Raw genomic sequence first — 24,537 nt, 5'->3', positions numbered from 1 at the left:
TCGCCCAGCTGTCAGCTCCTGGTGTCTTCCAGCGCCAGCAACTCGGTAAGCAACTGTCTGCGGCGAATCAGCTTGACTGTCCCGCCATCGACCAGCACCTCGGCAATGTGCGGGCGCGAGTTGTAGTTCGACGACATCGAGGCCCCGTAGGCGCCGGCATCGTGAAAGACCAGCAGGTCACCCACGCGCGCTTGCGGCAGCTCGCGTGTGAGCACTACACCGCCTTCGCCTTGCGTGAACACGTCGCCTGACTCGCACAGCGGCCCGGCGACCACGGTGGCCTGAGGTGGTCGCGGCGCGTCGTCGGCCGCAAGCAGCTCGATGCCGTGGTAGCTGCCATACATCGACGGGCGCATCAGTTCGCTGAACCCCGCATCGACGAGCACGAAGTGATTGGCGCCCATGTGCTTGGTGGCGCGCACCTCCGCCAGCAACACGCCCGACTCGGCGACCAGGTAGCGGCCGGGTTCGATCTCCAGGTGGATCTTGTGGCCGCGAGCCGCTTCGATGCGCTTGCGGGCGGCGTCCCACAGGCTGAAGTAGTGCGCGGTGTCGATCACAGGCTCGCCGGCCCGGTAGGGGATCGAGAGGCCGCCACCGGCCGAGATGGCGTCGATGGGCAGGTCGACGCGGCTGACCAGGTCGACCATGGCGCTGCACACCTCTTGCAGGTGCGAGTAGTCGACGCCCGAGCCGATGTGCATGTGCAGGCCCACGAGCTTCAGGCCGTGCCGGCGGATGGCCGTCAGCGCCTCGGGCAGATCGGCATGCCAGATGCCGTGCTTGCTGTGCTCGCCGCCGGTGTTGGTCTTGTTGCTGTGACCGTGGCCGAAGCCGGGGTTGATGCGCAGCCACACGCCGTGGCCGCGCGAAACCACGCCCAGTTGCTCCAGCATGTCGATCGAACCGGCATTCACTGTCACGCCCAATTCGACAACGCGCGCCAGTGTGGCGCGGTCGAACAGGTCGGCAGTGAAGACGATCTCGTCGGTGCTGTAACCCGCAACCAGCGCGCGCTCGATCTCGCCCAGCGACACCGCATCGACCTTCACGCCCTCTTGCCGCATCAGCCGCAGGACGTGCGTGTTCGAGTTCGCCTTCTGTGCGAAGCGAATGGTGTCGAAGGCGCGCAGCGCGGCGATGCGGCTGCGGATGGTGGCGGCGTCGTAAGCCCAGACGGGCGTGCCGTGGTCGCGCGCGATGGCGCGCAGGGTGGCGGGGGAGAAGGGGTTCATGGGTCGAATCGTGCGCCAAGCTGGGCATTCTGAAAAGTATTGATTTGTCGATAATCAATTCACTGTTGATATGCTGTGCGCATGAAGATCACGCAACGCCAAGTCGAGGTGTTCCGCGCCGTCATGAACACCGGCAACGTGACGCAGGCCGCGCTTGCGCTGCACACCTCCCAACCCACCGTGAGCCGCGAGCTGGCGCGCCTCGAGCATCTCCTGCAGATGAATCTGTTCGACCGTGTGCGCGGGCGCCTGCGGCCCACCGCCCAGGCGCTGGCCCTGCTCGAAGAGGTGCAACGCTCCTACCTCGGGCTGGATCGCATCGCTGCGGCGGCGCGCTCGCTGCGTGAGTTCACCCAGGGTCGCGTGGCCGTGGCCTGCCTGCCCGCACTGGCGCACGGCCTGCTGCCGCTGGCCACGCAGGCCTTCGTGGCGGCGCACCCGCGCGTGGGCGTGTCCATCACGCCGCAGGAGTCACCCCTGCTCGAAGAGTGGCTCACCGAGCAGCGCTTCGACATCGGCCTGTGCGAGCGCCTTCATGCACCCGCCGCTACCAGCCTCACGCCCTTGCTGCAGGCCGACGAGGTCTGCGTGCTGCCCGACGGCCACCCGCTGCTGGCTCGCCGCGTGCTCAAGCTGCGAGATTTCGCCGACCAGGCTTTCGTGAGCTTTGCGCCGTCCGACCCCTACCGACAGCAGGTGGATGCCCTGTTCGAGGCCGAGGGCGTGCGCCGCCGGCTTGCGCTGGAGACCGCCAGCGCCGCATCGGTTTGCGCCCTGGTGCGCCAGGGGCTGGGCGTGGCGATCGTCAACCCGCTCACGGCGATGGAGTTGGCCGGAGCAGGCCTGCAGGTGCGGCCCCTGTCGGTGTCGATCCCGTTTGCGGTGACGCTGGTGGTGCCGCAACTGCGGCCGGCCAGCCCCTTGCGCGATGCTTTCGTGGCCTGCCTGCACAGCGCCGCGCAGGGCCTGCAGGCGCGCTTGAAGCTGCTGTCGCGCGCGCCTCGCTGACTGAGAGGTTGATGGCGGCTGCGGTACAAACATGGGCACGCGGAAGACCGCATCCCGCCCGTACCTCGCCCGCATCGCGCCCGCACCCCGGAGGAAGCCAGTGATCCGTCTTTGCATCGCCACCCTGTCCATCGCCACGCTGGCCGCTTGCTCGCAGGCTCCCACCGCGCCTGACACTGTTTCCGCTTCGCTCACGCAGGCGCCGCTGATCGAGCGCGCCAAGTTCTTCGGCAACCCCAGCAAGACCGCCGCGCGCATCAGCCCCGATGGGCGTTGGCTCTCGTGGATTGCGCCGCGCGATGGCGTGCTCAACGTGTGGGTGGCGCCGGTGAGCGACGCCACGCTGGCCCGGCCGATCACCCACGAGACCACGCGTCCGATCCGAAGCGCTTTCTGGGCGCCCGACTCGAAGACCGTGCTCTTCATCAACGACAAGGGCGGCGACGAGAACAACTTGCTCTACGGTGTGGACGTGGTGAGCGGCGTCCAGAAGAACTACACGCCGTTCGACAAGACCCGAGCGACCATCGCGAAGATCAGCCGCAGCGTCACGGATCGCATCCTCGTCAGCGTGAACAACCGCGACCCTCGCTGGCACGACGTGTACAGCCTCGACCTCGCCAGCGACAAGCTCACGCTCGTGATGAAGAACGACGGCTATGGCGGCTTCGTCAGCGACGAGAACCTGAACCTGCGGCTGGCGCTCAAGCCCAGCGCCGACGGCGGCATGCACTACCACCGCGTCCATGGCGATCAGGTCGAGGCGAAGCCGTTCGTCGAGGTGGGCTTCGAGGACTCGCAGACGACCATGCCGGTGGGCTTTACTGCCGATGGCCGCACCTTGTACTGGGCCGAGTCACGCGAGCGCGACACCGCCGCGCTCGTGGCGCAAGAGGTCGACTCCGGCCGCATCAGCGTGATTGCGCAAGACCCGCGCGCCGACGTGATCGGGTCGCTGTTCGACCCGCGCACAGGGCGAGTGCAGGCCTACTCGGTGAACTACCTCAAGAACGAATACGTACCCCTGGACGCCGCAGTGAAGGGCGATCTCGACTACCTCGCGGCGCGCTTGCCGGGTCAGATGTTCATCACCTCCCGCAACGACGCCGACGACAAATGGCTGGTGGTCACCGACCCGGTGACGGCGCCGGCATCGACCTGGCTGTACGAGCGCGGCAGCACGGGAACCGAACCCCGACTGACGAAGCTCTTCGTGAGCCGCCCCGAACTCGAGGGCGCCCCGCTGGTGCAGATGACGCCGCACGAGATCCGCACCCGCGACGGGCTGACGATGGTGTCGTACCTGTCTCTTCCTTCTCCTCAACCGCAGGCTCTGCCGCGCGCAGCCGGCCCCACCGGCAGCGGCAAGGCCCCACAACCCGTGCCCATGGTGCTGTTCGTGCACGGCGGGCCGTGGGCGCGCGACGAGTACGGCTATCACAGCTACCACCAATGGCTCGCCAACCGTGGCTACGCGGTGCTGTCGGTCAACTTCCGTGGGTCCACGGGCTTCGGCAAGAAGTTCATCTCGGCGGGTGACCTGCAATGGGGCCGCAAGATGCAGGACGACCTGCTCGACGCCGTCGATTGGGCGGTGAAGCAGGGCGTCACCACGCCGGACAAGGTGGCCATCATGGGTGGCTCTTACGGCGGCTACGCCACGCTCGCCGGGTTGACCTTCACGCCCGATCGTTTTGCCTGCGGCGTTGATGTGGTCGGCCCGTCGAACTTGTTCACCTTGCTGCAAACCATCCCGCCGTACTGGGAGGGTTTCAAGAAGCAGATGTACCGCCGCATGGGCGACCCGACCACGCCCCAAGGGCAGGCCTTGCTCAAGGAGCGTTCACCGCTCAACGCGGCTGACAAGATCGTGCGCCCGCTGCTCATCGGCCAGGGCGCCAACGACCCACGCGTGAACGTGGCCGAGTCGGACCAGATCGTTGCGGCCATGGCGGCCAAGAACATCCCGGTGACCTACGTGCTCTTCCCTGACGAAGGGCATGGCTTTGCGCGCCCAGTGAACAACATCGCGTTCAACGCGGTGGCGGAGAACTTTCTCAACGAATGCCTGGGTGGGCGCGCCGAACCGATCGGGGCCACGCTGAAGGCGTCCACGGCGCAGGTGAAGCACGGGGCGGAGTTTGCGCGCGGGTTGAAGGAGGCGATGGCGGTGAAGTGACGGGCCTTTGCGTCTGCATCGTCTTGGCATGCGCGCAGGGGCTCCGACCGGCCCGTCACGGGCGGCAACCGCTCACACCGCCGTCAGCATCCCCTTGGTCTCGATGAACGAGACCACCTCCTGCAACCCGGCCTGTGTCTTCAGATTGCTCATCACGAAAGGCCGGTTCGGGCGCATGCGCCTGGTGTCGGCCTCCATCACGTCGAGGTTGGCGCCCACGTAGGGTGCCAGGTCGGTCTTGTTGATGACGAAGAGGTCGCTCTTGGTGATGCCAGGGCCGCCCTTGCGCGGGATCTTCTCGCCGGCGGCCACGTCGATCACGTAGATGGTCAGGTCGGAGAGTTCGGGGCTGAAGGTGGCTGCCAGGTTGTCGCCGCCCGATTCGATGAACACCACGTCGGCGTTCGGGAACTTCTCCAGCATGCGGTCCACCGCTTCGAGGTTGATCGAAGCGTCTTCACGGATCGCGGTGTGCGGGCAGCCGCCGGTTTCCACGCCCATGATGCGCTCGGCCTCGAGTGCGCCGGCCACGGTGAGCAGGCGCTGGTCTTCCTTGGTGTAGATGTCGTTGGTGACGACGACCAGGTCGTACTGCGTGCGCATGGTCTTGCACAGCATCTCGACCAGGGTCGTCTTGCCTGAACCCACCGGGCCGCCGACGCCCACGCGCAGGGGGGGCAGTTTCTTGGTGCGGCCAGGGATGGAATGCAGGGTGCTCATGACGGTGTGGTGAAGCGGGTGATGCGTTCAGTGTATCGAGCGCCCCGGTTCGTTCACACCGAGATGCCCAACGTCAACGTGGCTTGGTAGCCGCTGTCCACGCTGCCGGTGACGGTGCTCATCTGCAGCGAGACGCCGTCGCTGAAGATGCCGTCGTTGGCAAAGCTCATGCGCGCGTAGTTGCTGGCGCTGGTGGTGTAGCCGCTGGTGGCGTAGACGGCGTCGCACACGTCGTCGGGGAAGGCGAGTTGCGAGGTCTTCAGCTTGTTGGAGTAGCTGAGAGCCGTGCTGGTGTTGCGGTAGATCTCGAAGTGCATGTGCGGCATGCGCCCCGAGTAGCAGCCAGGGAAGATGGTGACGAAGGTCGCGGTGCCGTCGCTTGCGGTGGGCTGCACGCCGCGCAGGTAGTTCTGCGCCGTCACGCCCGACGAGTACATGGAGTAGCGGCCGAGCTGGTCGCAATGCCAGAGGTAGATGGCAAAACCAGAGAGGTCGGCACAGCTGGCCTTGGTGTTGACCAGTCGAAGCGTGAGCGTGAGAGGCACACCGGCGGCGGTGCCGCTGGCGCCAGCGATGCTGCCGCGGATGTCGCTGCGCACGATGCCCGAGAGCATGAGTGCGTTGGCGGTGCTGCCGTTGGCGCTGTTGGAGCCGTCGCCGGGGTAGGGGCCTTCGGTCTCCTCGGGGATGACGGCGCAGCTGCTGCTGGTGCCTGTGCCGGTGCCTGTGCTGCCGCTGCTCCCGGTGCCGCTGCCGGTGGCGGTCGACGTGCTGCTGCTGTCGTCGTCATCGCCGCCGCCACAACCGACGAACAAGGTGCCGGCTCCCATGGCGCCTAACGCCGCCATCCAGCCAAGGGCCTTGCGGCGCTGCGCTTGGGCGGCCAGGGTGCGCAGGTCGTGGGCCAGGCCCAGGTCGTGGGGCTCGCGGGGATCGTGTGGCATGGGTGGCTCCGGTGTGAGGGACACCCTGCAGTCTGCGGAGGTGATGTGAACGCAGCTTCGCCGCTTTGTGTCGGCGCCGACACGGTTGATACCGGGCCCCTCAGGCGGCGAATGGCAGCGACAGCTCGGCGCGCAGGCCGCCCTCGGCCCGGTTGGCGAGCGTGAGGTCGCCGTCGTGGCGGCGCACCAGGTCGCGCGCGATGTACAGCCCGAGGCCGGTGCCACCGGTGTGCCGGCTGCGCGAGCTGTCGACACGGTAGAAGGGCTGGAAGACGGCTTCGAGCTCGGCCTCGGGGATGCCCGGGCCGCGGTCGTCCACACGTACCAGCAGCCGGCCGGCTTGTTCGGCCAGCATCACCTCGGCCGATCCGCCGTGGCGCACCGCGTTGCCCACCAGGTTGCCGATGGCGCGCTGCAGCTCGGAGGCATCGGCCAGCACCACCGGCGGCCGCTCCAGCGGCAGGGGGAGCAGGTCCACGCGCTGGCCCTGCTCGATGAGGTCGTCCACCAGCGACTGCAGCAGCGCACGCATGTCCAGGCGCTGCGGCTGACTGCTTTCGTGGCGCAGTCGCAGGCTGTCGAGCACGTTGGCGATGAGCTGCTCGGCCTTTTGCACATCGGCCACGCAGCGCTCCTTCAGCTGGCCGCTGTCGAGCTGCTCCAGTCGCAAGCGCAGGCGCTGCAGCGGGGTGCGCAGGTCGTGCGAGATGGCGGCCATCATCAGGTTGCCGGCCTCGAACTGTTCGTGCAGCTGCGTGGCCATGCGGTTGAAGACACGGGCCGTCTGCTGCGTCTCGACGGTGCCGGCCCCCTCGTCCAGCGGGGGCGGGCGGCGGTGCTGCGCCAGCGAGACGGCCACCGCCTGCGAGGCGCTCGAGAGCCGGCGCATCGGCTCGGCCAGCCAGCGTGCGCCCAGCCAGGCGGCGCCGCCGATGACCAGGGTGCGCACCAGGTAGTCGAGCCAGAGCCAGTCGGTGTGGTGTGGCGGCGGGCCCAGGGGCCGTGCCTCGCCGGGGCGGCGTTCGAACGGGCCGTCGCGCAGTGGTGGGTTGTCCGCGGGGGGCGGGCCATCGGGCAGGGGCGGCAGTTCGTCGCGCAGCATCAGGTCGCGCGGCGGCGGCCCGCGCAGTTCGCCGGGGGGGCCGAACACCGCATCGGCCGTGAGGAAGCCTGCCAGGTGGCTCACCAGCAAGGCCATCCACATCAGGAAGAACAGCCGCTTGAACAGCGTGTCGGCGAACAGGTGCTTCATGGGGTGACGTCGGCGTCGAAGACATAGCCCTCGCCGCGCACGGTGCGGATGAGGCGGGGCATGTCGAGCTTTTGGCGCAGGCGCGAGACGGCCAGGTCGATGCTGCGGTCGGTCACCTCGGCACCGGGCGTCTGGGTGAGTTCGAGCAGGCGCTCGCGGCCGAGCACGCGCCGCGGGTGCTCGACGAAGGTGGAGAGCAGGCGGAACTCGGCACCAGACAGCGGCAGCACCACCTGCGCGGGCGAGGTGAGTAGTCGGCGCAAACGGTCGAAGGCCCAGCCCTCGAAGCGCACCACGCTGGCCGGTGCAGCGGCAGCGCCCGCCGCCGGGCGAGGCGCGCCACGGCGCAGCACGGCGTGGATGCGCGCGACCAGTTCGCGCGGCTCGAACGGTTTGGGCAGGTAGTCGTCGGCGCCGAATTCCAGCCCGACGATGCGGCTGGCCGGGTCGCCCTGCGCGGTGAGCATGATGATGGGCAGGGGGTGGTGTTCGCGTACCCACTGGCACAGGGCCAGGCCGTTCACGTCAGGCAGCATCAGGTCGAGCAGCAGGATGTCGAAGGGCTGCGCGCTGCCCGGCTGCCCCGTCGGCAGCGTGCGGCGCAGCGCCGCGCCGTTGGCCACGGCGCTGACCTGCATGCCGTAGCGCTGCAGGTACTCGCCCAGCAGGCTGCGCAGTTCGGCGTCGTCATCGACCAGGAGAACGCGGGTCATGGCGACCTGGCCGAGGCTCATGAACGGAACAGGCGCGAGTACTGCGTCTCGTGCTGCGCCGAGAGGATCGCCAGCATCGGCGTGAAGGCCTGGCGCTCGCTGTCGGTGGTGCGCATGGCGCGGTCGACCGCATCGGGGATCGATGCGCTCAGTTGCGCGAGCGCGCGTTGGCCGGCGCTTTGGCCCAACGGCACGGCCTTGAGTGCCGCCTGCATCATGTTCTCGGCCCAGCCGAAACTGAAGCTCAGCAGCGCCTCGCGCAGCGGTGCGCCTGTCTGTGCGGCAGCGAGGGCGAACGCAACCGGCCAAGTGGGAGCCGGCTGCAGCTTGGCCAGGGTGCCCACGCGCGCGTCTTCGTTGCCTGCGCGGTTCTTGAGCCACTCGACGAGCGAGCGACCCATCTGCTCGGTCTGAAGGCGCATCTCGGCGGCTTCGCGCGTCTGGCCCACCCAGGCGTTCAATTCGCGGATGCGCTCGATGTCGTTGCGTTGCCAGGCCTTGAAGGCCTGGCTGGCCACTGGAAGGTCGCTGCGCGCCAGGCCGAGTTGCAGCTGATCGAGCAACCAGGTGGCGGTCTGCGCTTCGGTGCGCACGAGGCCAGCCTCCACGGCAGCTTCAAGTCCTTCGGAATAACTGAACCCGCCCACCGGCAGGGCGGGGGAGGCGAGCCACATCAGTTGCAGCAGCGAGGTGGCCGAGAGGGCCGGCTCGCGCCGCAGGCGGGGCGAGGATCTCATCAGTGATCGTGGTTGCAGCCGGGGCCGTGCACGTGGCCATGCCCGTGGTCGTGCTTGTGGCCGTGCGAGTGATCGCTTGAGCGGTCGTGCGATGCCGCGTGCACATGGCCATGGTGTTCGTGGGCATGGCCGTCATCGTGGGCATGCCCCTGGTGGGCGTGGCCGCCCGCCGAATATGCGCCGCCTTCGGGTTCGAAGGGCGCCAGTTCTTCCGTCACGATCAGGTGCATGTTGCGCAGCATGTCGGCCAGCACGTGGTCCGGCTCCAGGTGAAGGTGGCCGGGTTGAAGTTCGAGTTGCACATGCCGGTTGCCCAGGTGGTAGGCCGCTCGCAGAAGGTCGAAGGGGCTTCCGTGTTCGGCGCAGGCCCGCACCACGAGCACGGGCTGCGGCTGCGCGATCACCTTGATCAGCGAGCCGTCTTCGGCCACCAGCACGTCGCCGCCGCGAACGGCGGTGCCGCGCGGCAAGAACACGCCGAGCTTGCGGCCGGCGGAGTCATCGGTGTCGAAACGGCTTTTCTGGCGCGTGTCCCAATCGAGAACGACGGTCGAGGCGCGCTTGAGCAACACGGGTGCGAGGCCGTGGCCTTGGGAGATGAGCTTGTTGACGGTGAGCATGGTGGTCGGTATCGGTATCGGAGTCGTGCCTTGTTCGCCAGTGTGACATCCCGACGCCCGGCATTCATGTCCGCAGGGTGCGACATGGTTTACGCAGCTTTTCACGCGCTTCAAACAAGCGTTTCGCAGGCATGGTTTGATCCTTGCCGCTGCCAGACCTGGCACCCCTGCAGAGCTAACATTCGACAACGAAGAGAGGATCTCCCCATGCCGCGCATCAGCTTCGCTCCCACACTCGTCGCCATCCTGTCGTCGGCGTTCCTTCTCACGGCCTGCGGCGGTGGTGATGCCACGGTGGGCGGCACCTTGAGCGGGCTGCCCAGCGGCTCGACGGTGGTCCTGCAGAACAACGCGGCAGACGATCTCGCGGTCACGGCCGACGGAAAGTTCTCGTTCAGTACCCCGATCGCTTCGGGCGGCAAGTACGCCGTGACGGTGCTGACGCAGCCGGTCAGTGCCAACTGCACGGTCGCGAACGGCAGCGGCACGATCGACACCTGGGCCAGCGATGTCAGCGGCGTCACGGTCACCTGCACCACCACCGCATCGGTCACAGGTACGGTGAGCGGGCTGGCGGCCGGTGCGGCGGTCACGCTGGTCAACAACGGCGTCACGCTGTTGCCTGTGGCGGTCAATGGCGTGTTCGCCTTCCCCGGCATCCTGGCGGCCGGAACCGCCTACAGCGTCACCGTGCACCAGCAACCTGCCGGGCAAGTCTGCGTGGTGACCCATGGCTCCGGCAGTGTCGTCACCGGCACGGCCACGGCGATCGCGGTCGCGTGCGTCTGAGGCGCGTTCTCTGAACCAGTCTGCTCCCGCGAGGCGCAGAATCCTTCTTCTCCGTTCGATGGCTGAAAGGAGGTCGTCATGAACAGCAAGATCTGGTTGTCCGTCGCCCTGTGTCTGGGCGCGATGGGTGCGCCCGCCGAGACCGTCGCCACTGCCGGTGGCGCGGGTGATGCCCCGGCTGCGGCGGGCGCGGTCGATGTGTCGTACTCGCCGCCGCGGGGGCGCTTCTTCGACGCAGGCGATACGCAAATGGACGAAGCGCGCGTGGAGAAGGCCCTCACGAAACATCTCCAGGAACTCGGTGCTCGATGGCTGGCGCCTGGCAGCACGCTGAAGCTCAACGTCACCGAGATCGACCTCGCCGGGCGCATCCCGCCGACGGCCATCAATCGCCTACGCGTTCTCGGCAGCGGCGCCGACTGGCCGCGCATCGAGTTCAGCTACGAGATCACGGGTGCCGACGGCAAGGCCGACCGGGGGAACGCCTCGGTGAGCGACATGAACTACATGATGACGCTGCCCCTGCCGTACCGGAACGAGCCGCTGGCCTACGAGCGACGCATGCTCGACGACTGGTTTCGCCAGCGCTTCGAGCGCCGCGCGATGTAGGCCTACTTGCCGACCGGACGGCCCGAAAGCGCGGTCAGCAGCCCCAGGCCGATGAACGACGCACCCGCGGCGCGCTGGCCCCAGCGCGCGTGCGCGCCGAGTTGCGCAATGCGCGGCGCGAGCAGACTGGCGGCCAGCACGTAGGCGAGATCCGTGCAGGCCGCCACCGCGCAGAACATGCTGCCCAGTACCACGCTTTGCGCGAGATGCGGCGCGGTCGGGCTCATGAACTGCGGAAGAAAGGCTGCGAAGAAGAGCGCCGTCTTGGGGTTCAGCAGCGCCACGACGAATCCGTCACGAAAGACCTTCGACGGCCTCATGGGGCTTGTCGTCAGCGCGTCGCCGCCGGCCGGCGTGGCCGTCGTGCGCAGCATGCGAACGCCCATCCAGACGAGGTAGGCCGCACCGGCCCACTTGACCACGGTGAACGCGGTCGACGAGATGGCGAAGAGTGCGGCCAGGCCGAGCGCTGCGCCGAGCGCGTTGCCCAGGTTGCCCAGCGCCACGCCGGCCACCGACGCCAGCCCGGAGGCGCGGCCCTGGGACAAGGTACGCGCCAGGATGTACACGACGGCCGGACCGGGCGTCACGGCAAGGATCAGGCTGGCGCCAAGAAACGCCAACAGCAGCGGAAGGGGCGGGACGAGCAGGGCAAGCATGACGGGCACCCGAGTGTGGGGCCGTCAGTATCACGCGTGCTTCGGCGAATCGGCCGGCGCGGGGTCTTGCACCGGTTGCATCAACGGCCACCGGGCGCCCAGGCGACCAGGGGGGCCAGCACGCGGGGGCGCCAGGCCAGTGTCAGCGCCACGCCGATGGCACCGGCGGCCAGGGCCATGATCCATACCAGCGCGGCCATCGTCGGGTGGTCTGCGGCGAGGCACAGGGCCAGCGAGGCCGCCAGCCCGATGGCGCCGAGCGCGCGCAGCAAACGGACAGTCGCCGGCGACGCAGCTTTCGGGCCGCGCACCTGTTCCCAGTGCACGTCCATGGCGAGCGCCAGCCACGCAAAGCCCATGAGGCTCGTCGCGAGCGCTGCGGCGAGCAGCAGGGCCTGCATCAGGGGCTCAGACATGGCCGCCCTCCCGCTGCAGCGCAGGCTGCGTCAGCCCAGCGCCGCGAACGTCTTCGGCAGGCGTGTCGGCCGATGGGCTGGGCATGCCGTTGCGGTCTGCTGCCTCGCGGCGGGCCAGCTTGCGCGCGGCGAACACGGCCAAGCCAGCCGTCACGAGCAGGGAGAGATCCAAGCCGGCGACGGGCCAGTAGGCGTTGCCGAGGGTCTTGATCAGGTGGTCGCCAGTGGTGGCCCAATTGAGCAGCACGGCAGCAATGGCCAGCGCGGCGATGGCCCAGCACTGCTCGCGCCACGCCGGCGCGATTCGCGCTTGCGAAACCGGCGCGGAGCGCCACAGCCCATGCACCAGGGCCAATACCCACGCAGCCCAGAAGCCGTACTCCTCCCACGTGCCGCGCTGTGGCAGCTCGGCCGGCAGTAGGCGGTTGGCGACAAGCATGGCGATCGCCGCGGCCACCATGCCGGTGACGGTGGTGACCGCCAGCGCATCGACCACGCGCGTGCCGGCCACGCCCTTCGCGGCGTGCTGCCGCTTGCGCTTTTGCACGAAGAAGATGAACCCGGTGGCGATGCACACGCAGCCGGCCAGGCCACCGACCACGTACAGCCAGCGCAGCAGCCAATGGCGGAAGTGCTGCAGGTGCAGGCCGGTGAGGTATTCCTGAACGCTCTCGATGGCGTTGGGCGGCGGGTCTTCGCGCAATACACGGCCGGTGGACGCCTCGAAGTGAACGCCCTGGCCGACGAGTGCGACCTGGTCGCTGCCGGCGCGGTACACGCTCACGAAGCCGTTCTTGTCGCCCAGATGGTCCATGAACAGGTAGCCCACTTCACCGGGCATGCCGCGCGCATCCCAGCGGCGCTTGGCTTCGGCCACCATGGCGTCGACCGATGCAATCGGCGCGGGGATGCCTGCGGCTTCGTGCGGCAGGTTCTTGCGAGCTGCCTCGGCCTTGTCGAAGGCCTGCGCGATCGGCTTGAACATGGGCGTGTCGGTGACCGGCAGGTAGATGGCGGCAAAGATCACGAGGCCCGTAAAGGCAAAGAAAAAGTGGAAGGGCAGCGCGACCACGCCGGTCAGGTTGTGCAGGTCGAGCGCGCTGCGCTGCGTGTGCTTCTTGGGGCGGAAGGTGAAGAACTCGCGGAAGATCTTGCGGTGCATCACCACGCCGCTGACCAGCGCCACCAGCATCACCAGCGCGGCGAAGCCGACGATCCAGTAGCCGAGATCCATCCAATGCAGGTGCAGGCTGTAGTGCATCGGGTAGAAGAACTCGCTGCCGATCTTCAGGCGGTCTTCGGGGAGCACGGCGCCTGAGCGCGGGTCGATGGTGGCCCAGCCGTGCACGTGCTGATGCTCGTCGGAGGCGTCTTTCGGCTTGTTGGGGATGCTGAACTCGCTGCCGATGCGCAGCACCGGGTCACGGTGCGTCGTGTACGCGTACAGCGAGGCCATCGGCATCGTGTTCGGGTCGGGCAGCTCGCCGATCACGCGCTCGGCAGTGGCCGCCATGTCGAGCGGATGCGGGCGCAGCCCCTCGAACACCGGCTTGAGCACCCGGTCGAAAGACGGCATGGGCTGCGCCGGGAAACGTGTCTCCGGGATGGCCCAGCGGTCGATCTCGCGGTCGAACACCGAGAGCGAACCGAAGAAGAAGCAGGCCATCAGCACATAGCCCAGCACGAGGCCGAACCAGGTGTGAACCCAGGTCATCGAGTGGCGAAACGACTGGAACATCTTGGGGTCTCCGAAACGATCAGGCGAGGGTGCGTGCAAGGCCCCACGCGGCCAGCGACATCAGCCCGCCACCCCCCGCCAGCACCAGCCAGACCAGGCGCAGGCTTTGGGCCGAGAAAGCCCAGATGAAGGCGACGAGGTAGACCAGGAAGGCGAGCAGAAAGAAGAGCGCGCGCGCATCACCGAAAGTCATGCCCGCGGCAACGACCGTGGCAATGCCCAGGGTGACGAAGCCCCAGGTGAAGGCCCAACCTCCGAAGACACCGGCGACGATGCGGCTGAGGACGATCAGAGGTGAAGCTTGCGTGGAGGCGGACATCGGCGGGCGACCCTGTGGCTGCGCACGGGGCGCAATTGCGAATGGTTCGCATTATGGCCTACCGCGCCCGGATTGACCCAGTCCTGAACTGAATCTGATGGCACATCACGCCTAGAACAAGAAGTACTTCTGCGCCATGGGCAGCACGGTGGCCGGTTCGCAGGTGAGCAACTGGCCGTCGGCGCGCACCTCGTAGGTCTGCGCGTCGACCTCGATCTTGGGCGTGAAGCTGTTATGGATCATGTCGGCCTTGCCGATCTTGCGGGTGTTTCGCACGGCGGCGACGCGGCGCGTCAGGCCCAGTTGATCGGCCACGCCGAGATCGACAGCGGCCTGCGACACGAAAGTGATGCAGGTGTTGTTCATGGCCGAGCCGAAGCTTGCGAACATCGGCCGGTAGTGGACTGGCTGCGGCGTCGGGATGGAGGCGTTCGGGTCGCCCATCGCCGCCGCGGCGATCGCGCCGCCCTTCAGGATCAGCGAGGGCTTGACGCCGAAGAACGCCGGCTTCCACACCACCAGGTCGGCCAGCTTGCCCACCTCGACCGAACCCACCTCGTGCGAGATGCCCTGCGTGATGGCCGGGTTGATCGTGTACTTGGCGATGTAGCGCTTGACACGGAAGTTGTCGTGGCGCGCGTTGTCCTCGGGCAGCGTGCCGCGCTGCTGCTTCATTTTGTCGGCCGTCTGCCAGGTGCGGATGATGACCTCGCCCACGCGGCCCATGGCCTGGCTGTCGGAGGACATCATCGAGAACACACCCACGTCGTGCAGGATGTCTTCGGCGGCGATGGTCTCGCGGCGGATGCGGCTCTCGGCGAAGGCCAGGTCTTCGGCGATGCTCGCATCGAGGTGGTGGCACACCATCAGCATGTCGAGATGCTCGTCGATGGTGTTCACCGTGTAGGGCATCGTCGGGTTGGTCGACGAGGGCAGCACGTTGGGCAGGCCGGCACACTTGATGATGTCGGGCGCATGCCCGCCGCCCGCGCCTTCGGTGTGAAAGGTCGCGATGGTGCGGCCCTTGAAGGCGGCAATGGTGTCTTCGACGAAGCCCGATTCGTTGAGCGTGTCGGTGTGGATGGTGATCTGCACGTCGTGCCGCTCGGCCACGCTTAGGCAGTTGTCGATGGCCGCGGGTGTGGTGCCCCAGTCCTCGTGCAGCTTCAAGCCATAGGCGCCGGCTTCGATCTGTTCATCCAGCGCACCGGGCAGGCTGGCGTTGCCCTTGCCCTGGAACCCCAGGTTCATCGGGAAGCTCTCGGCGGCCTTGAGCATCTGGTGGATGTGCCACGGCCCTGGCGTGCAGGTGGTGGCAAAGGTGCCGGTGGCAGGCCCGGTGCCGCCGCCCAGCATGGTGGTCACGCCGCTCATCAATGCCTCTTCGATCTGCTGCGGGCAGATGAAATGGATGTGCGTGTCGATGCCGCCTGCGGTGATGATGTTGCCTTCGCCCGCGATGATCTCGGTGCCCGGGCCGATGACGATGTCGACGCCCGGTTGCACGTCGGGGTTGCCGGCCTTGCCGATGCCGCTGATGCGCCCGGCCTTGATGCCGATGTCGGCCTTGACGATGCCCCAGTGGTCGATGATCAGCGCGTTGGTGATCACGGTGTCGGCCACGTCTTTCGCGAGGCGCTGGCTCTGGCCCATGCCGTCGCGGATGGTCTTGCCGCCGCCGAACTTGACCTCTTCGCCGTAGGTGCCGGCGGCGAGGGTGTGGTCCTTCTCCACCTCGACGATGAGCCCGGTGTCGGCCAGGCGCACGCGGTCACCGGTGGTGGGGCCGAACATCTCGGCGTAGGCGCGTCTTGTGATGGTTGCCATGAGTCTTCTTCTCTTCTCTGGTCAGTACTCAGCCCGCTCAGCCTGAGGTATCGAAGGCATGCTCAGATCGGCGCGGGCCCCGATACCTCAGGCTGAGCGGATGAAGGTGTGCGGGCAAGCCGTCAGAGCTCGCCCTGCACCAGGCCGCGAAACCCATAGACCATGCGCTCGCCGGCATAGTCCACGAGCTCCACCGTGCGCTGCTGCCCGGGCTCGAAGCGCACCGCGGTGCCCGAGGCGATGTTCAATCGCATGCCGTGCGCCGCCTGGCGATCGAAGCGGAGTGCCGCATTGGTCTCGGCAAAGTGGTAGTGCGAGCCGACCTGGATCGGCCGGTCGCCGCTGTTCTCGATCACGAGCGTGAGGGTGCGCCGGCCTGCGTTGAGCACGTGGTCGGGGCCGTCGGTCAGGAGTTCGCCGGGGATCACGTGGCGGCCCTCAGGCAATCAGCAGCGCGGCGCCGAACAGCGTCACGAGGCCGCCGGTGATGCGTGCCATCCACACGGCGCGCTCGCGCAGTTGCAGGCCGATCACGATGCCCAGGCCGTGCAGCAGCGCGGTGGCGAGCACCATCCCGGCGAGCGCGAAGCCCGCGGTCGGGCCAGCGAGTTCCTGGCCGTGCGCGGCGCCGTGGAAGAGCGCGAACACCGCCACCAGCGCGGCACCGGCTGCGGGCGGCAACGACTTGCGCGTGGCCACCAGCAGACCCAGCACCAGCAGCGACACCGCGATCATCGGCTCCACGGCCGGCAGCGCGACCCCGGCCAGCCCCAGCAGGGCGCCCAGCAACAAGGTGGCAGCGAAGGCCAGCGGGGCGAGCCAAGGCTTGCGCGAACTCATCGCGCTCCAGACGCCCACGGCCACCATCGCGGCCAAGTGGTCGAGCCCGGTGAAGGGGTGGGTGAAGCCCGAAGCGAACGCGCCGGCGGCGCCGTGGCTGTGGCCGGCATCGCCGGTGTGGGCCAGCGCCACAGCGGGGGCGGCGGCCAGTGCGATCAGAGCAAGGCGACGAAACGTCATGAAAGGGGTCTCCTGTAAGGGGTGGCGAGCAGCGCGTGGCGGGCTCATGCAATAGGTTGGTGCACAGTCACCAGTTTGGTGCCGTCAGGGAAGGTGGCTTCGACCTGGATCTCGGGGATCAGCTCGGCGATGCCGTCCATCACATCGGCGCGGGTGAGGATGGTCTTGCCTTCGCTCATCAAGGTGGCAACCGTCTTGCCATCGCGGGCGCCTTCCATGATGGCCGCGCTGATCCGGGCGACGGCCTCCGGGTAGTTCAGCTTGAGGCCGCGTGCCATGCGGCGCTCGGCAAGGAGCGAGGCGGTGAAGATCAGCAGCTTGTCTTTTTCGCGGGGAGTGAGTTCCATGGTGGTGCGCAGATCAGAAGGTATGCCACATGTTAGGGCGCAGCAAGCCGCCGTGGCATGGTGCTTGCGCGGAGCGAACGCATGAAGCTTGCCACCTCGCCGCCCCCGCGTGAACCCAGCATGGGCCCCGCCGTGGCACCCGTTGCACGCACCAATGATGTGCGCGAAGGCACGCAAGGCGAAGCGGTTCAGCGGGTCGTCAAGGTCCGGCGCGACTACAACAGCTGGGTCGCCCGCGAGACGATGGAAGACTACGCGCTGCGCTTCACGCCGCACAGCTTTCGCAAGTGGTCCGAGATGCGCGTGGCCAACACCGCCTTCGGGGCGGCCTCGTTTCTCATCCTCGAAGCCGTCGGCGCGACGCTGCTGGTGCAGTACGGCTTTCTGAACGCCTTCTGGGCCATCCTCGCCACGGGCTTGATCATCTTTCTGGCCGGGTTGCCGATCAGCATCTACGCCGCGCGTCACGGCCTCGACATGGACCTGCTCACGCGCGGTGCAGGTTTCGGCTACATCGGTTCGACCATCACCTCGCTCATCTACGCGAGCTTCACCTTCATCTTCTTCGCGCTCGAAGCGGCCGTCATGGCCTACGCGCTCGACCTCGCCTTCGACATCCCGCCCGCCTGGGGCTACTTGATTTGCGCCTTGGTGGTGATCCCGCTGGTCACGCACGGCGTCACCGCAATCAGCCGCCTGCAGGTGTGGACGCAACCTCTGTGGCTGGTGATGCTCGTCGTGCCGTACGTCTATGTGTTCGCCAAGAACCCCGGCCTGCTGGGCGAACTGGCGAACTACGGTGGCGGCGATATCGCCCGAGAGGGCCAGGGCAGCCAGTTCAACGTGTACCTGTTCGGCGCGGCAATGACCGTGGGCATCGCCCTCATCACGCAGATGGGCGAGCAGGTCGACTATCTGCGATTCATGCCCGAACGGGTCGACAAGCGCGACGCCACCGCCGCGCGGCCGAGCAATACGAAGCGCTGGTGGGCCGGCGTGCTGATCGGCGGGCCGGGCTGGGTGGTGCTGGGCGTCATCAAGATGCTGGGCGGCGCGCTGCTGGCGTACCTGGCCATCAGCCATTCGGTGCCGCTCGATCGCGCGGTCGACCCGAATCAGATGTACCTCGCTGCCTACGAGTACGTGTTCTCTCGGCCCGGCTGGGCCGTGGCAGCGGTGGCGTTGTTCGTGGTGATCTCGCAACTCAAGATCAATGTCACCAATGCCTATGCGGGCTCGCTCGCGTGGAGCAACTTCTTCGCGCGGCTCACGCACAGCCACCCGGGGCGCGTGGTGTGGGTGGTGTTCAACACAATGATCGCGCTGTTGCTGATGGAGCTCGATGTCTTCCGTGCGCTCGGCGGCGTGCTCGGGCTCTACTCCAACATCGCGATCTCGTGGCTGATGGCCGTGGTGGCCGATCTGGTGATCAACAAGCCGCTGGGCTTGTCGCCACCTGGCATCGAGTTCAAGCGCGCGCATCTCTACGACGTGAACCCGGTGGGCGTGGGCGCCATGGTCGCCGCCTCGCTGCTCTCGGTGGTGGCCTACCTCGGCTTCTTCGGCCCCCTGGCCGAGGCGTTCTCGGCCTTGATCGCGCTCGTGACGGCCATGGTGGTCTCGCCGCTGATTGCGTGGTGGACCCAGGGGCGCTACTACATCGCCCGCAAGCCGGAAGCTGCCATCACTCAACGGAACGGCCTGTTCACACGCTTGCAGCCGTGCGTGATCTGCGAGCGTGAGTACGAGTCGGACGACCTGGCGCACTGCCCCGCCTACCTGGGCAACATCTGCTCGCTGTGCTGCTCGCTCGATGCCCGCTGCCACGATCTCTGCAAGCCCGATGCGCGCCTGTCTGCCCAATGGGCCGCCGTGATGCGCGCCGTGCTGCCGCGGCGCATGTGGCCGTACATCGAGACCGGCCTGGGCCACTACCTGCTTCTGATGGCGATCGTGGTGCCGGTGCTGGCAGGCACCTTCGGCCTGCTGTACTACCAGGAGCTGCGCGCCATGGGCGAGAGCGCGCTCACCTTCGGGCCCACCTTGCGCCTGGGCTTTCTGAAGGCCTTCGCGGCGTTGCTGGTGGTGAGCGGCATCGTGGCTTGGTGGCTGGTGCTCACGCACCAGAGCCGTCAGGTCGCGCAGGAGGAGTCCAACCGCCAGACCCACGCCGCCAACGAGCAGACGCTGGCCCTGCGCCGCGAGATCGACTCGCACCGCCAGACCGACCTGCGCCTGCAAGAGGCCAAGCTCGCGGCCGAGCTCGCCAACCAGGCCAAGAGCCGCTACATCACCAACGTGAGCCATGAGCTGCGAACGCCGCTCAACAGCATCCTTGGGTATGCGCAGTTGCTGGAGGAAGATCCCGCGATCCCACCACACCGCAGACAGGCGGTGAGCGTGATCCGCCGCGGCGGCGACCACCTGCTGTCGCTGATCGAGCACACGCTCGACATCGCCCGCATCGAAGGCGGCAAGCTGCGCCTGGAGCCGCGCCCGCTGCGCTTCCGAGAGGCGCTGCAGCAGATCGCCCACATGTTCGAGCTGCAGGCGTCGGCCAAGAGCATCGAGTTCATCGCGGACCTCGGCCATGTGCTGCCCGAGGTGGTGCGTGCCGATGAAAAGCGCCTGCGCCAGATCCTCATCAACGTGCTGGGCAACGCGGTCAAGTTCACGCAGGCCGGCCGCGTGGTTTTCCGCCTGCGGTACGCGCGCGAGATGGCGGTGTTCGAGATCGACGACACCGGCCCCGGGATCGCGCCCGAGGAGCTCGACCACATCTTCGAGCCCTTCGCGCGCGGCAGCGAAACCACCATCGGTGGCACGGGCCTCGGCCTCACCATCGCCAAGATGCTCACCGACCTGATGGGCGGCGAGCTCACGGTGTCGAGCACGGTGGGTCAGGGCACGGTGTTCAGGATCAAGCTCTTCCTGCCCGAAGCGCGCGGCGCCGTGGCGGCACTCGAGGTGCCGCGCGCCGTGCGCACCGGCTACCGTGGCGAACGCCGCCGAATCCTCGTGGTCGACAACGAAGAAGTCGACCGCTCGCTGCTGGTGACGGTGCTGCAGCCGCTCGGCTTCGAGCTCATGCAGGCGGCGTCGGGCCACGAGGCGCTGGCGGTCGTGGCGGGGTTCGATCCGCATGCCATCCTGATGGATCTCGCGATGCCTGGCATCGACGGCTGGGCCACCATCCGCGCGATCCGCACACAGGGCCTGAGCAGCGCGCCCATCGCCATCGTCTCGGGCAATGCCTTCGACAAGGACCTGGAGAACGACGTCGGCATCACCCCGCAAGACTTCGTGCTCAAGCCCGTGCGCGTGAACGAACTCCTCGACTGGTTGGGCTCGCGCTTGCGACTCGAGTGGCTGGAGGCGCCCCTGACCACGCTGCAGGCCGGCGACGTGCCCGCGCCTATGCGCTGGGTGCTGCCCGACGATGCGCAACTCAAGGCGCTCGGTGAGCTGGTGCAGCTGGGGTACTTCCGCGGCATCGTGAAGAAGCTCGACGAGATCGAAGGCGAGAATGCCGAATGCGCCAGCTTCGTCGCCCACTTGCGCGGCCTGGCGCGTAACTTCCAACTCGATGCCATGAGCGCGTTGCTGAGCCGAGCCCTGAATGACCCCGCGACACTCTGACGACCCGATGCTGCCCGATCGCGCCGCGAGCGATGTGGTGCTCATCGTCGACGACGTGCCCGACAACCTCTCGCTGCTGCACGACGCGCTCGACGAGGCCGGCTACACCGTGCTCGTGGCCACCAGCGGCGAGACGGCTCTGCAGCGCGCGGCCCAGGCCGTGCCCGACGTGGTGCTTCTAGACGCGGTGATGCCCGGCATGGACGGCTTCGAGGTGGCGCGGCGCTTGAAGGCCGACCCCGACACCGCGCACATCCCGATCCTTTTCATGACCGGCCTCACTGAAACCGAGCATGTGGTGGCGGCCTTCGGCGCAGGTGGCGCCGATTACGTCACCAAGCCCATCCGCCCGCAAGAGGTGCTCGCGCGCATGGCGGTGCACATGCAGAGCGCGCGCCAGGCGCGGCAGGCACGCAATGCGCTCGATGCGTTCGGCCACGCGACGATGGCGGTGCACGTGAGCAACGACCGCCTTCGCGGCAAGGCGGTATGGCAGACGCCGCTCGCTCGCCAGCTGATGCACGCCTACTTCGCGGTCGAACCGGGCCACGTGCCCGAAGACGTGCTGCAGTGGCTGCGCGAACAATCGGCTCTGGCCGACGCGGGCCGCGACGCCCAGCCACTCACGGTGGCGCGCACGGTGTCCCGAGAGCAGCGTCAACTCGTTTTCGCGCTGCAGGAGCGCACCAGCGACGACGACTGGCTGATGGTGATGCGCGAGGTCTCCGATGCCGCCGTGGTCGAGGCGGTGCTACAGGCCTTCAAGCTCACGATGAAAGAAGCCGAGGTGCTGTACTGGGTGGTCAAGGGCAAGACCAACCGCGACATCGGCGACATCCTCGGCAGCAGCCCGGCCACGGTGAAGAAGCACCTGGAGCATGTGTTCGAGAAGCTCGGCGTGGAGACGCGCAACGCCGCGGCGTCGCTGGCCATGAAGAAGGTGCGGCTGCTGGCGGGTTGACGCTGGGAACGAGGGCAGCGCTGTATCTCGGGTCGACCCACACCGGCCTGTTGCGGTCGGGGCCGGTCTGCGGCTATGGTGATGCCACCGAGAATCACCAGGCCGCGCGATGCCCCAACTGACACTGCACTACCACCCGCTCTCGTCCTACTGCCAGAAGGTGTTGATCGCACTTGATGAACTGGGCATCGAGGCCGGCCTGCGACTGCTCAATCTCGGCGACCCGGCCGAGCGCGATGCCTACCTGAAGCTCTGGCCCACCGGCAAGATGCCGCTGCTCGTGGACGGCGAGAAGGTGGTGCCCGAAAGCAGCATCATCATCGAGTACCTGCAGCAGCATCACGCGCCCGCGGGCCGGGAACTCATCCCCGCCGACCCCGAAGCGGCGCTCGATGTGCGGCTGTGGGATCGCCTCTTCGACCAATACGTGATGACGCCGATGCAGGCCCACACCAACGACCTGTTGCGCGCCACTGACGACCGTGACCCGACCGCCGTGGCCAAGGCGCGTGCCGGCCTGCTGATCGCCTATGAGTTCATCGACCGCCGCCTCGACGGCCGAAGCTGGGTGATGGGCGATGCTTTCACTCTGGCCGATTGCGCCGCGGCGCCGTCACTTTTCTATGCGGCGACCTATGTGCCTTGGCCGAGCGAGCGGGTGCATCTCACGGCTTACTTCGAGCGGCTGATGGCCCGGCCCTCGGTGGTCCGCGCGGTCGAGGGCGCACGCCCCTTCTTCAAGTGGTACCCCGGCCGTGCCGGGCTGCCGATCCGCTTCTTCGACCCTTCCGTGGCCTGAATCGCTGCCCACGTTTGGGGACTCATCGAGACACTGAAAGTCATGCGCGAGACTCCGATTTCAATCCGCAGGCGCCACACCGTTGCGCTGCTTGGCGCTTCCGCGCTGCCCGGGCTCGCACGGGCGCAGGGCAAGTTTCCCGACAAGCCGATCACCGTGATCGTGCCCTTCGCCCCCGGGGCATCGCCGACATCACCGCGCGCGCGGTGACCGAAGTGATGGCGCAGCGGCTCGGCCAGCCGATGGTCGTCGACAACCGGCCCAGCGCCGGCAGCATCGTGGCCAGCCAGGCGGTGGCCGGCGCCAAGCCTGATGGCTACACCCTGCTGCTGATGAGCAATGGCAATGCCGTGAGCGTCGGTCTCTTCAAGAGGCTGCCCTACGACACCCGCAAGGATTTCGTCGGCATCAGCACGCTCGGCTACTTCGACCTCGGGGTGTTCGTTGCGACCGGCTCTCGATTCGCGTCGCTCAAGGATGTGATTGCCTACGCCAAGACCAACCCGGGCAAGCTGAATGTGGGCACCATCTCTGCCGGCAGCACCCAGCATCTCGCTGCCAAGATGTTCGAGACCGTGGCCGGCCTGGACATGGTGCTCATCCCCTACAAAGGCAGCCCGGCCGTGTTGACGGCGCTGCGCGCTGGCGAGATCGACCTCGCCATCGAGATCCTCGGCCCCATGCTCCCGCAATTGCAGGCCGGAGTGGTCAAGGCGCTGGCCGTCACATCGGACAGGCGCAACCCGGCATTGCCCGAGGTGCCCACCGCCATCGAAGGTGGCGTCGCGGGCTACAACGTCGCCTCCTGGAATGCGTTGGCAGCCCCGGCCGGCACCCCGGCGATCGTGATCGACACGCTGAACCGCGCCGCCCGCGAGGCGGTGGCCACGCCGGCCGTGCGCGACAAACTAGCCCGGCTGGGCATGCGAGTCGCCCCGAGTTCACCCGACGAGCTGGAGAAGCTGCTCGCCAGCGAGATCGAGCGCTGGGGCGCGGTGATCCGAGCCGCGAAGATCGAACCCGAGTGAGTCGAACTACCCCGGGGCGGGGCGTCGCGCTTTGCGCACACCCCGCACCACCGAAAAGGGGGATCGCGCTGCATCGCCGCCTTGAGGGGCTGCCCGTTCGCGTCCGGCGTGATGCAATACGCAGATGAACGAAGAAGTCGAGTCGCTGCGCAAGCGACTGCAAGACCTCCACGAGAAGCACCTCACCGGCTTCGTCAACGACGAGCAGTTCGCGCAAAGCCGCGCGCTGCTCGAGCGCAGGCTCGTCGATGCGGTCATGCGCGGCCCCGTCGATGACAAGGACGACGACGAGTGGCCCGCCACCGTGCTGATGGGCGACATGCGCGCCGACGGCATCCCGATGCCACCGGTGCCGGCCTTTGCCATGCCACCCGCGCCAAGCCGCATGCGCTGGGCGCTGGGCGTGGGCGGTGTCGCCCTGGCCTTGGCGGCGCTCACCTACTGGTGGGCGGTGTCCACGCGCCCGCCGCCATCGGCAGGCGTGGCTGACGTGGCGCCTGCCGTGCAGGTGGGTTCGACAGCGCCACCCGCCGACGCGCCGTACCAGGGGGCGGTGATCGAGGCCGGTGCTTCGGCGGCGGCTGATGCGCCGGCGGCTTCGGCCATCAGCGGCACCGTGGCGCTCGCTCCGGGCATGACGGATCGCGTGCAGCCGCAGGACACGTTGTTCATCTTCGCGCGTGCCATTGATGGGCCGCCCATGCCGCTCGCGGTGATCCGCAAGCAGGTGAAAGACCTGCCCTACAGCTTCAGGCTCGATGACAGCATGGCCACGTGGCCCACCGCGGTCGTGTCGGCCTATCCGAAGGTGGTGGTCACCGCCCGCGTGAGCCGCAGCGGCGACGGCCAGCCGCGTGCGGGTGATCTTGAGGGGCGCTCCGCGCCGGTGTCAGCCGGTGTGGCCGGCTTGCACATCGAGATTGGCGACATCGTCCAGCAGTAGATCCCGCCAAGCGTTCTGCCGTACGGCCGCGCCGC

Annotated in this window: 25 protein-coding genes; 10 read left to right on the top strand and 15 right to left on the bottom strand. The window is 67.7% G+C overall.

All coding sequences use genetic code 11. The features are described from left to right. Positions 1–11 precede the first annotated feature (11 nt). Positions 12–1,235 (bottom strand): diaminopimelate decarboxylase, encoded by a 1,224-nt coding sequence (lysA, locus tag AC1KAR_RS05195; protein ID WP_480315213.1) that lies wholly within the window; start codon positions 1,233–1,235, stop codon positions 12–14. Positions 1,236–1,316: 81 nt separating this feature from the next. Between lysA and AC1KAR_RS05190 the strand changes: the two genes are divergently transcribed. Together AC1KAR_RS05190 and AC1KAR_RS05185 are read left to right on the top strand one after the other, a co-directional pair. Beyond that, on the top strand, positions 1,317–2,243 hold the full coding sequence (locus AC1KAR_RS05190) for a LysR family transcriptional regulator (RefSeq protein ID WP_480315211.1): 927 nt from the start codon (positions 1,317–1,319) through the stop codon (positions 2,241–2,243). Positions 2,244–2,343: 100 nt separating this feature from the next. Then, on the top strand, positions 2,344–4,422 hold the full coding sequence (locus tag AC1KAR_RS05185; protein ID WP_480315209.1) for a S9 family peptidase: 2,079 nt from the start codon (positions 2,344–2,346) through the stop codon (positions 4,420–4,422). Between the two features lie 72 nt (positions 4,423–4,494). Here AC1KAR_RS05185 and ureG read toward each other — a convergent pair whose 3' ends face one another. The 6 genes from ureG to ureE form a co-directional block, all read right to left on the bottom strand. Then, a complete protein-coding gene (gene ureG, locus AC1KAR_RS05180; RefSeq protein WP_480315207.1) occupies positions 4,495–5,142 on the bottom strand; it encodes an urease accessory protein UreG in 648 nt (215 codons plus the stop codon). Between the two features lie 53 nt (positions 5,143–5,195). After that, positions 5,196–6,086, bottom strand: a complete 891-nt coding sequence (locus tag AC1KAR_RS05175; protein ID WP_480315205.1) for an intradiol ring-cleavage dioxygenase — start codon at positions 6,084–6,086, stop codon at positions 5,196–5,198. Positions 6,087–6,186: 100 nt separating this feature from the next. After that, positions 6,187–7,338, bottom strand: coding sequence for an ATP-binding protein (locus AC1KAR_RS05170; RefSeq protein ID WP_480315203.1), 1,152 nt, complete (start codon positions 7,336–7,338; stop codon positions 6,187–6,189). After that, positions 7,335–8,051 (bottom strand): response regulator, encoded by a 717-nt coding sequence (locus tag AC1KAR_RS05165; protein WP_480315201.1) that lies wholly within the window; start codon positions 8,049–8,051, stop codon positions 7,335–7,337. Before AC1KAR_RS05165 ends, AC1KAR_RS05170 begins: the two co-directional genes overlap by 4 nt. A 17-nt stretch (positions 8,052–8,068) precedes the next feature. Beyond that, positions 8,069–8,788, bottom strand: coding sequence for an urease accessory protein UreF (locus tag AC1KAR_RS05160; RefSeq protein WP_480315151.1), 720 nt, complete (start codon positions 8,786–8,788; stop codon positions 8,069–8,071). Continuing rightward, complete coding sequence (ureE, locus tag AC1KAR_RS05155; protein ID WP_480315149.1) at positions 8,788–9,408, bottom strand: urease accessory protein UreE; 621 nt, start codon at positions 9,406–9,408, stop codon at positions 8,788–8,790. Before ureE ends, AC1KAR_RS05160 begins: the two co-directional genes overlap by 1 nt. 207 nt (positions 9,409–9,615) lie before the next feature. Between ureE and AC1KAR_RS05150 the strand changes: the two genes are divergently transcribed. Together AC1KAR_RS05150 and AC1KAR_RS05145 are read left to right on the top strand one after the other, a co-directional pair. After that, on the top strand, positions 9,616–10,197 hold the full coding sequence (locus AC1KAR_RS05150) for a DUF4369 domain-containing protein (protein ID WP_480315147.1): 582 nt from the start codon (positions 9,616–9,618) through the stop codon (positions 10,195–10,197). A 78-nt stretch (positions 10,198–10,275) separates the two neighbouring features. Then, positions 10,276–10,806, top strand: coding sequence for a DUF3016 domain-containing protein (locus AC1KAR_RS05145; protein ID WP_480315145.1), 531 nt, complete (start codon positions 10,276–10,278; stop codon positions 10,804–10,806). Positions 10,807–10,808: 2 nt separating this feature from the next. Here the strand turns inward: AC1KAR_RS05145 and AC1KAR_RS05140 are convergent, their stop codons facing one another. The 8 genes from AC1KAR_RS05140 to ureA all read right to left on the bottom strand — a co-directional run bounded on the left by AC1KAR_RS05140 (position 10,809) and on the right by ureA (position 17,132). Then, entirely contained in the window at positions 10,809–11,465 is a 657-nt protein-coding gene (locus tag AC1KAR_RS05140) for a LysE family translocator (protein WP_480315143.1), read from the bottom strand. An 80-nt stretch (positions 11,466–11,545) separates the two neighbouring features. Further along, positions 11,546–11,881, bottom strand: coding sequence for a DUF3325 domain-containing protein (locus AC1KAR_RS05135; protein WP_480315141.1), 336 nt, complete (start codon positions 11,879–11,881; stop codon positions 11,546–11,548). Then, positions 11,874–13,619: a PepSY-associated TM helix domain-containing protein gene (locus AC1KAR_RS05130; protein WP_480315139.1), complete on the bottom strand. Its 1,746-nt coding sequence runs from the start codon at positions 13,617–13,619 to the stop codon at positions 11,874–11,876. Before AC1KAR_RS05130 ends, AC1KAR_RS05135 begins: the two co-directional genes overlap by 8 nt. Before the next feature lie 19 nt (positions 13,620–13,638). After that, on the bottom strand, positions 13,639–13,938 hold the full coding sequence (locus AC1KAR_RS05125) for an iron uptake protein (protein ID WP_480315137.1): 300 nt from the start codon (positions 13,936–13,938) through the stop codon (positions 13,639–13,641). A gap of 111 nt (positions 13,939–14,049) precedes the next feature. After that, positions 14,050–15,765 carry an urease subunit alpha gene (gene ureC / locus AC1KAR_RS05120; protein ID WP_480315135.1) on the bottom strand — a complete coding sequence of 572 codons (1,716 nt, stop codon included), beginning with the start codon at positions 15,763–15,765 and terminating at the stop codon, positions 14,050–14,052. A 122-nt stretch (positions 15,766–15,887) separates the two neighbouring features. Beyond that, positions 15,888–16,193: an urease subunit beta gene (locus AC1KAR_RS05115; RefSeq protein ID WP_480315132.1), complete on the bottom strand. Its 306-nt coding sequence runs from the start codon at positions 16,191–16,193 to the stop codon at positions 15,888–15,890. 10 nt (positions 16,194–16,203) lie between these two features. After that, positions 16,204–16,785: a HupE/UreJ family protein gene (locus AC1KAR_RS05110; protein WP_480315130.1), complete on the bottom strand. Its 582-nt coding sequence runs from the start codon at positions 16,783–16,785 to the stop codon at positions 16,204–16,206. 44 nt (positions 16,786–16,829) lie between these two features. After that, on the bottom strand, positions 16,830–17,132 hold the full coding sequence (gene ureA, locus AC1KAR_RS05105; protein ID WP_480315128.1) for an urease subunit gamma: 303 nt from the start codon (positions 17,130–17,132) through the stop codon (positions 16,830–16,832). An 81-nt stretch (positions 17,133–17,213) separates the two neighbouring features. On the opposite strand from ureA, the gene AC1KAR_RS05100 reads away from it, so the two are divergent. From AC1KAR_RS05100 to AC1KAR_RS05075, 6 genes are all read left to right on the top strand, one after another. Further along, positions 17,214–20,771, top strand: coding sequence for a hybrid sensor histidine kinase/response regulator (locus AC1KAR_RS05100; protein WP_480315126.1), 3,558 nt, complete (start codon positions 17,214–17,216; stop codon positions 20,769–20,771). Next, positions 20,752–21,732 (top strand): response regulator, encoded by a 981-nt coding sequence (locus tag AC1KAR_RS05095; RefSeq protein ID WP_480315124.1) that lies wholly within the window; start codon positions 20,752–20,754, stop codon positions 21,730–21,732. The genes AC1KAR_RS05100 and AC1KAR_RS05095 overlap by 20 nt, the downstream gene beginning before the upstream one ends. Before the next feature lie 109 nt (positions 21,733–21,841). Continuing rightward, positions 21,842–22,531, top strand: a complete 690-nt coding sequence (locus tag AC1KAR_RS05090) for a glutathione S-transferase family protein (protein ID WP_480315122.1) — start codon at positions 21,842–21,844, stop codon at positions 22,529–22,531. A gap of 42 nt (positions 22,532–22,573) precedes the next feature. Next, a complete protein-coding gene (locus AC1KAR_RS05085; protein ID WP_480315120.1) occupies positions 22,574–22,741 on the top strand; it encodes a hypothetical protein in 168 nt (55 codons plus the stop codon). Continuing rightward, complete coding sequence (locus AC1KAR_RS05080) at positions 22,738–23,559, top strand: Bug family tripartite tricarboxylate transporter substrate binding protein (RefSeq protein WP_480315111.1); 822 nt, start codon at positions 22,738–22,740, stop codon at positions 23,557–23,559. The genes AC1KAR_RS05085 and AC1KAR_RS05080 overlap by 4 nt, the downstream gene beginning before the upstream one ends. A gap of 124 nt (positions 23,560–23,683) precedes the next feature. Then, positions 23,684–24,502 carry a c-type cytochrome biogenesis protein CcmI/CycH gene (locus AC1KAR_RS05075; RefSeq protein WP_480315109.1) on the top strand — a complete coding sequence of 273 codons (819 nt, stop codon included), beginning with the start codon at positions 23,684–23,686 and terminating at the stop codon, positions 24,500–24,502. Positions 24,503–24,537 lie beyond the last annotated feature (35 nt).

The sequence above is a fragment of the Piscinibacter sp. PDB1-1 genome, assembly GCF_056675995.1.
Note: the sequence above shows the minus strand (reverse complement) of the source record. Positions and strands in the feature narration are given on the sequence as shown.

Excerpts from the sequence above, each read along its gene's own strand:
- lysA (WP_480315213.1), bottom strand. The coding sequence starts at position 1,235 with ATGAACCCCTTCTCCCCCGCCACCCTGCGCGCCATCGCGCGCGACCAC.
- AC1KAR_RS05190 (WP_480315211.1), top strand. The coding sequence starts at position 1,317 with ATGAAGATCACGCAACGCCAAGTCGAGGTGTTCCGCGCCGTCATGAAC.
- ureG (WP_480315207.1), bottom strand. The coding sequence starts at position 5,142 with ATGAGCACCCTGCATTCCATCCCTGGCCGCACCAAGAAACTGCCCCCC.
- AC1KAR_RS05175 (WP_480315205.1), bottom strand. The coding sequence starts at position 6,086 with ATGCCACACGATCCCCGCGAGCCCCACGACCTGGGCCTGGCCCACGAC.
- AC1KAR_RS05170 (WP_480315203.1), bottom strand. The coding sequence starts at position 7,338 with ATGAAGCACCTGTTCGCCGACACGCTGTTCAAGCGGCTGTTCTTCCTG.
- AC1KAR_RS05165 (WP_480315201.1), bottom strand. The coding sequence starts at position 8,051 with ATGACCCGCGTTCTCCTGGTCGATGACGACGCCGAACTGCGCAGCCTG.
- AC1KAR_RS05160 (WP_480315151.1), bottom strand. The coding sequence starts at position 8,788 with ATGAGATCCTCGCCCCGCCTGCGGCGCGAGCCGGCCCTCTCGGCCACC.
- ureE (WP_480315149.1), bottom strand. The coding sequence starts at position 9,408 with ATGCTCACCGTCAACAAGCTCATCTCCCAAGGCCACGGCCTCGCACCC.
- AC1KAR_RS05150 (WP_480315147.1), top strand. The coding sequence starts at position 9,616 with ATGCCGCGCATCAGCTTCGCTCCCACACTCGTCGCCATCCTGTCGTCG.
- AC1KAR_RS05145 (WP_480315145.1), top strand. The coding sequence starts at position 10,276 with ATGAACAGCAAGATCTGGTTGTCCGTCGCCCTGTGTCTGGGCGCGATG.
- AC1KAR_RS05140 (WP_480315143.1), bottom strand. The coding sequence starts at position 11,465 with ATGCTTGCCCTGCTCGTCCCGCCCCTTCCGCTGCTGTTGGCGTTTCTT.
- AC1KAR_RS05135 (WP_480315141.1), bottom strand. The coding sequence starts at position 11,881 with ATGTCTGAGCCCCTGATGCAGGCCCTGCTGCTCGCCGCAGCGCTCGCG.
- AC1KAR_RS05130 (WP_480315139.1), bottom strand. The coding sequence starts at position 13,619 with ATGTTCCAGTCGTTTCGCCACTCGATGACCTGGGTTCACACCTGGTTC.
- AC1KAR_RS05125 (WP_480315137.1), bottom strand. The coding sequence starts at position 13,938 with ATGTCCGCCTCCACGCAAGCTTCACCTCTGATCGTCCTCAGCCGCATC.
- ureC (WP_480315135.1), bottom strand. The coding sequence starts at position 15,765 with ATGGCAACCATCACAAGACGCGCCTACGCCGAGATGTTCGGCCCCACC.
- AC1KAR_RS05110 (WP_480315130.1), bottom strand. The coding sequence starts at position 16,785 with ATGACGTTTCGTCGCCTTGCTCTGATCGCACTGGCCGCCGCCCCCGCT.
- ureA (WP_480315128.1), bottom strand. The coding sequence starts at position 17,132 with ATGGAACTCACTCCCCGCGAAAAAGACAAGCTGCTGATCTTCACCGCC.
- AC1KAR_RS05100 (WP_480315126.1), top strand. The coding sequence starts at position 17,214 with ATGAAGCTTGCCACCTCGCCGCCCCCGCGTGAACCCAGCATGGGCCCC.
- AC1KAR_RS05095 (WP_480315124.1), top strand. The coding sequence starts at position 20,752 with ATGACCCCGCGACACTCTGACGACCCGATGCTGCCCGATCGCGCCGCG.
- AC1KAR_RS05090 (WP_480315122.1), top strand. The coding sequence starts at position 21,842 with ATGCCCCAACTGACACTGCACTACCACCCGCTCTCGTCCTACTGCCAG.
- AC1KAR_RS05085 (WP_480315120.1), top strand. The coding sequence starts at position 22,574 with ATGCGCGAGACTCCGATTTCAATCCGCAGGCGCCACACCGTTGCGCTG.
- AC1KAR_RS05075 (WP_480315109.1), top strand. The coding sequence starts at position 23,684 with ATGAACGAAGAAGTCGAGTCGCTGCGCAAGCGACTGCAAGACCTCCAC.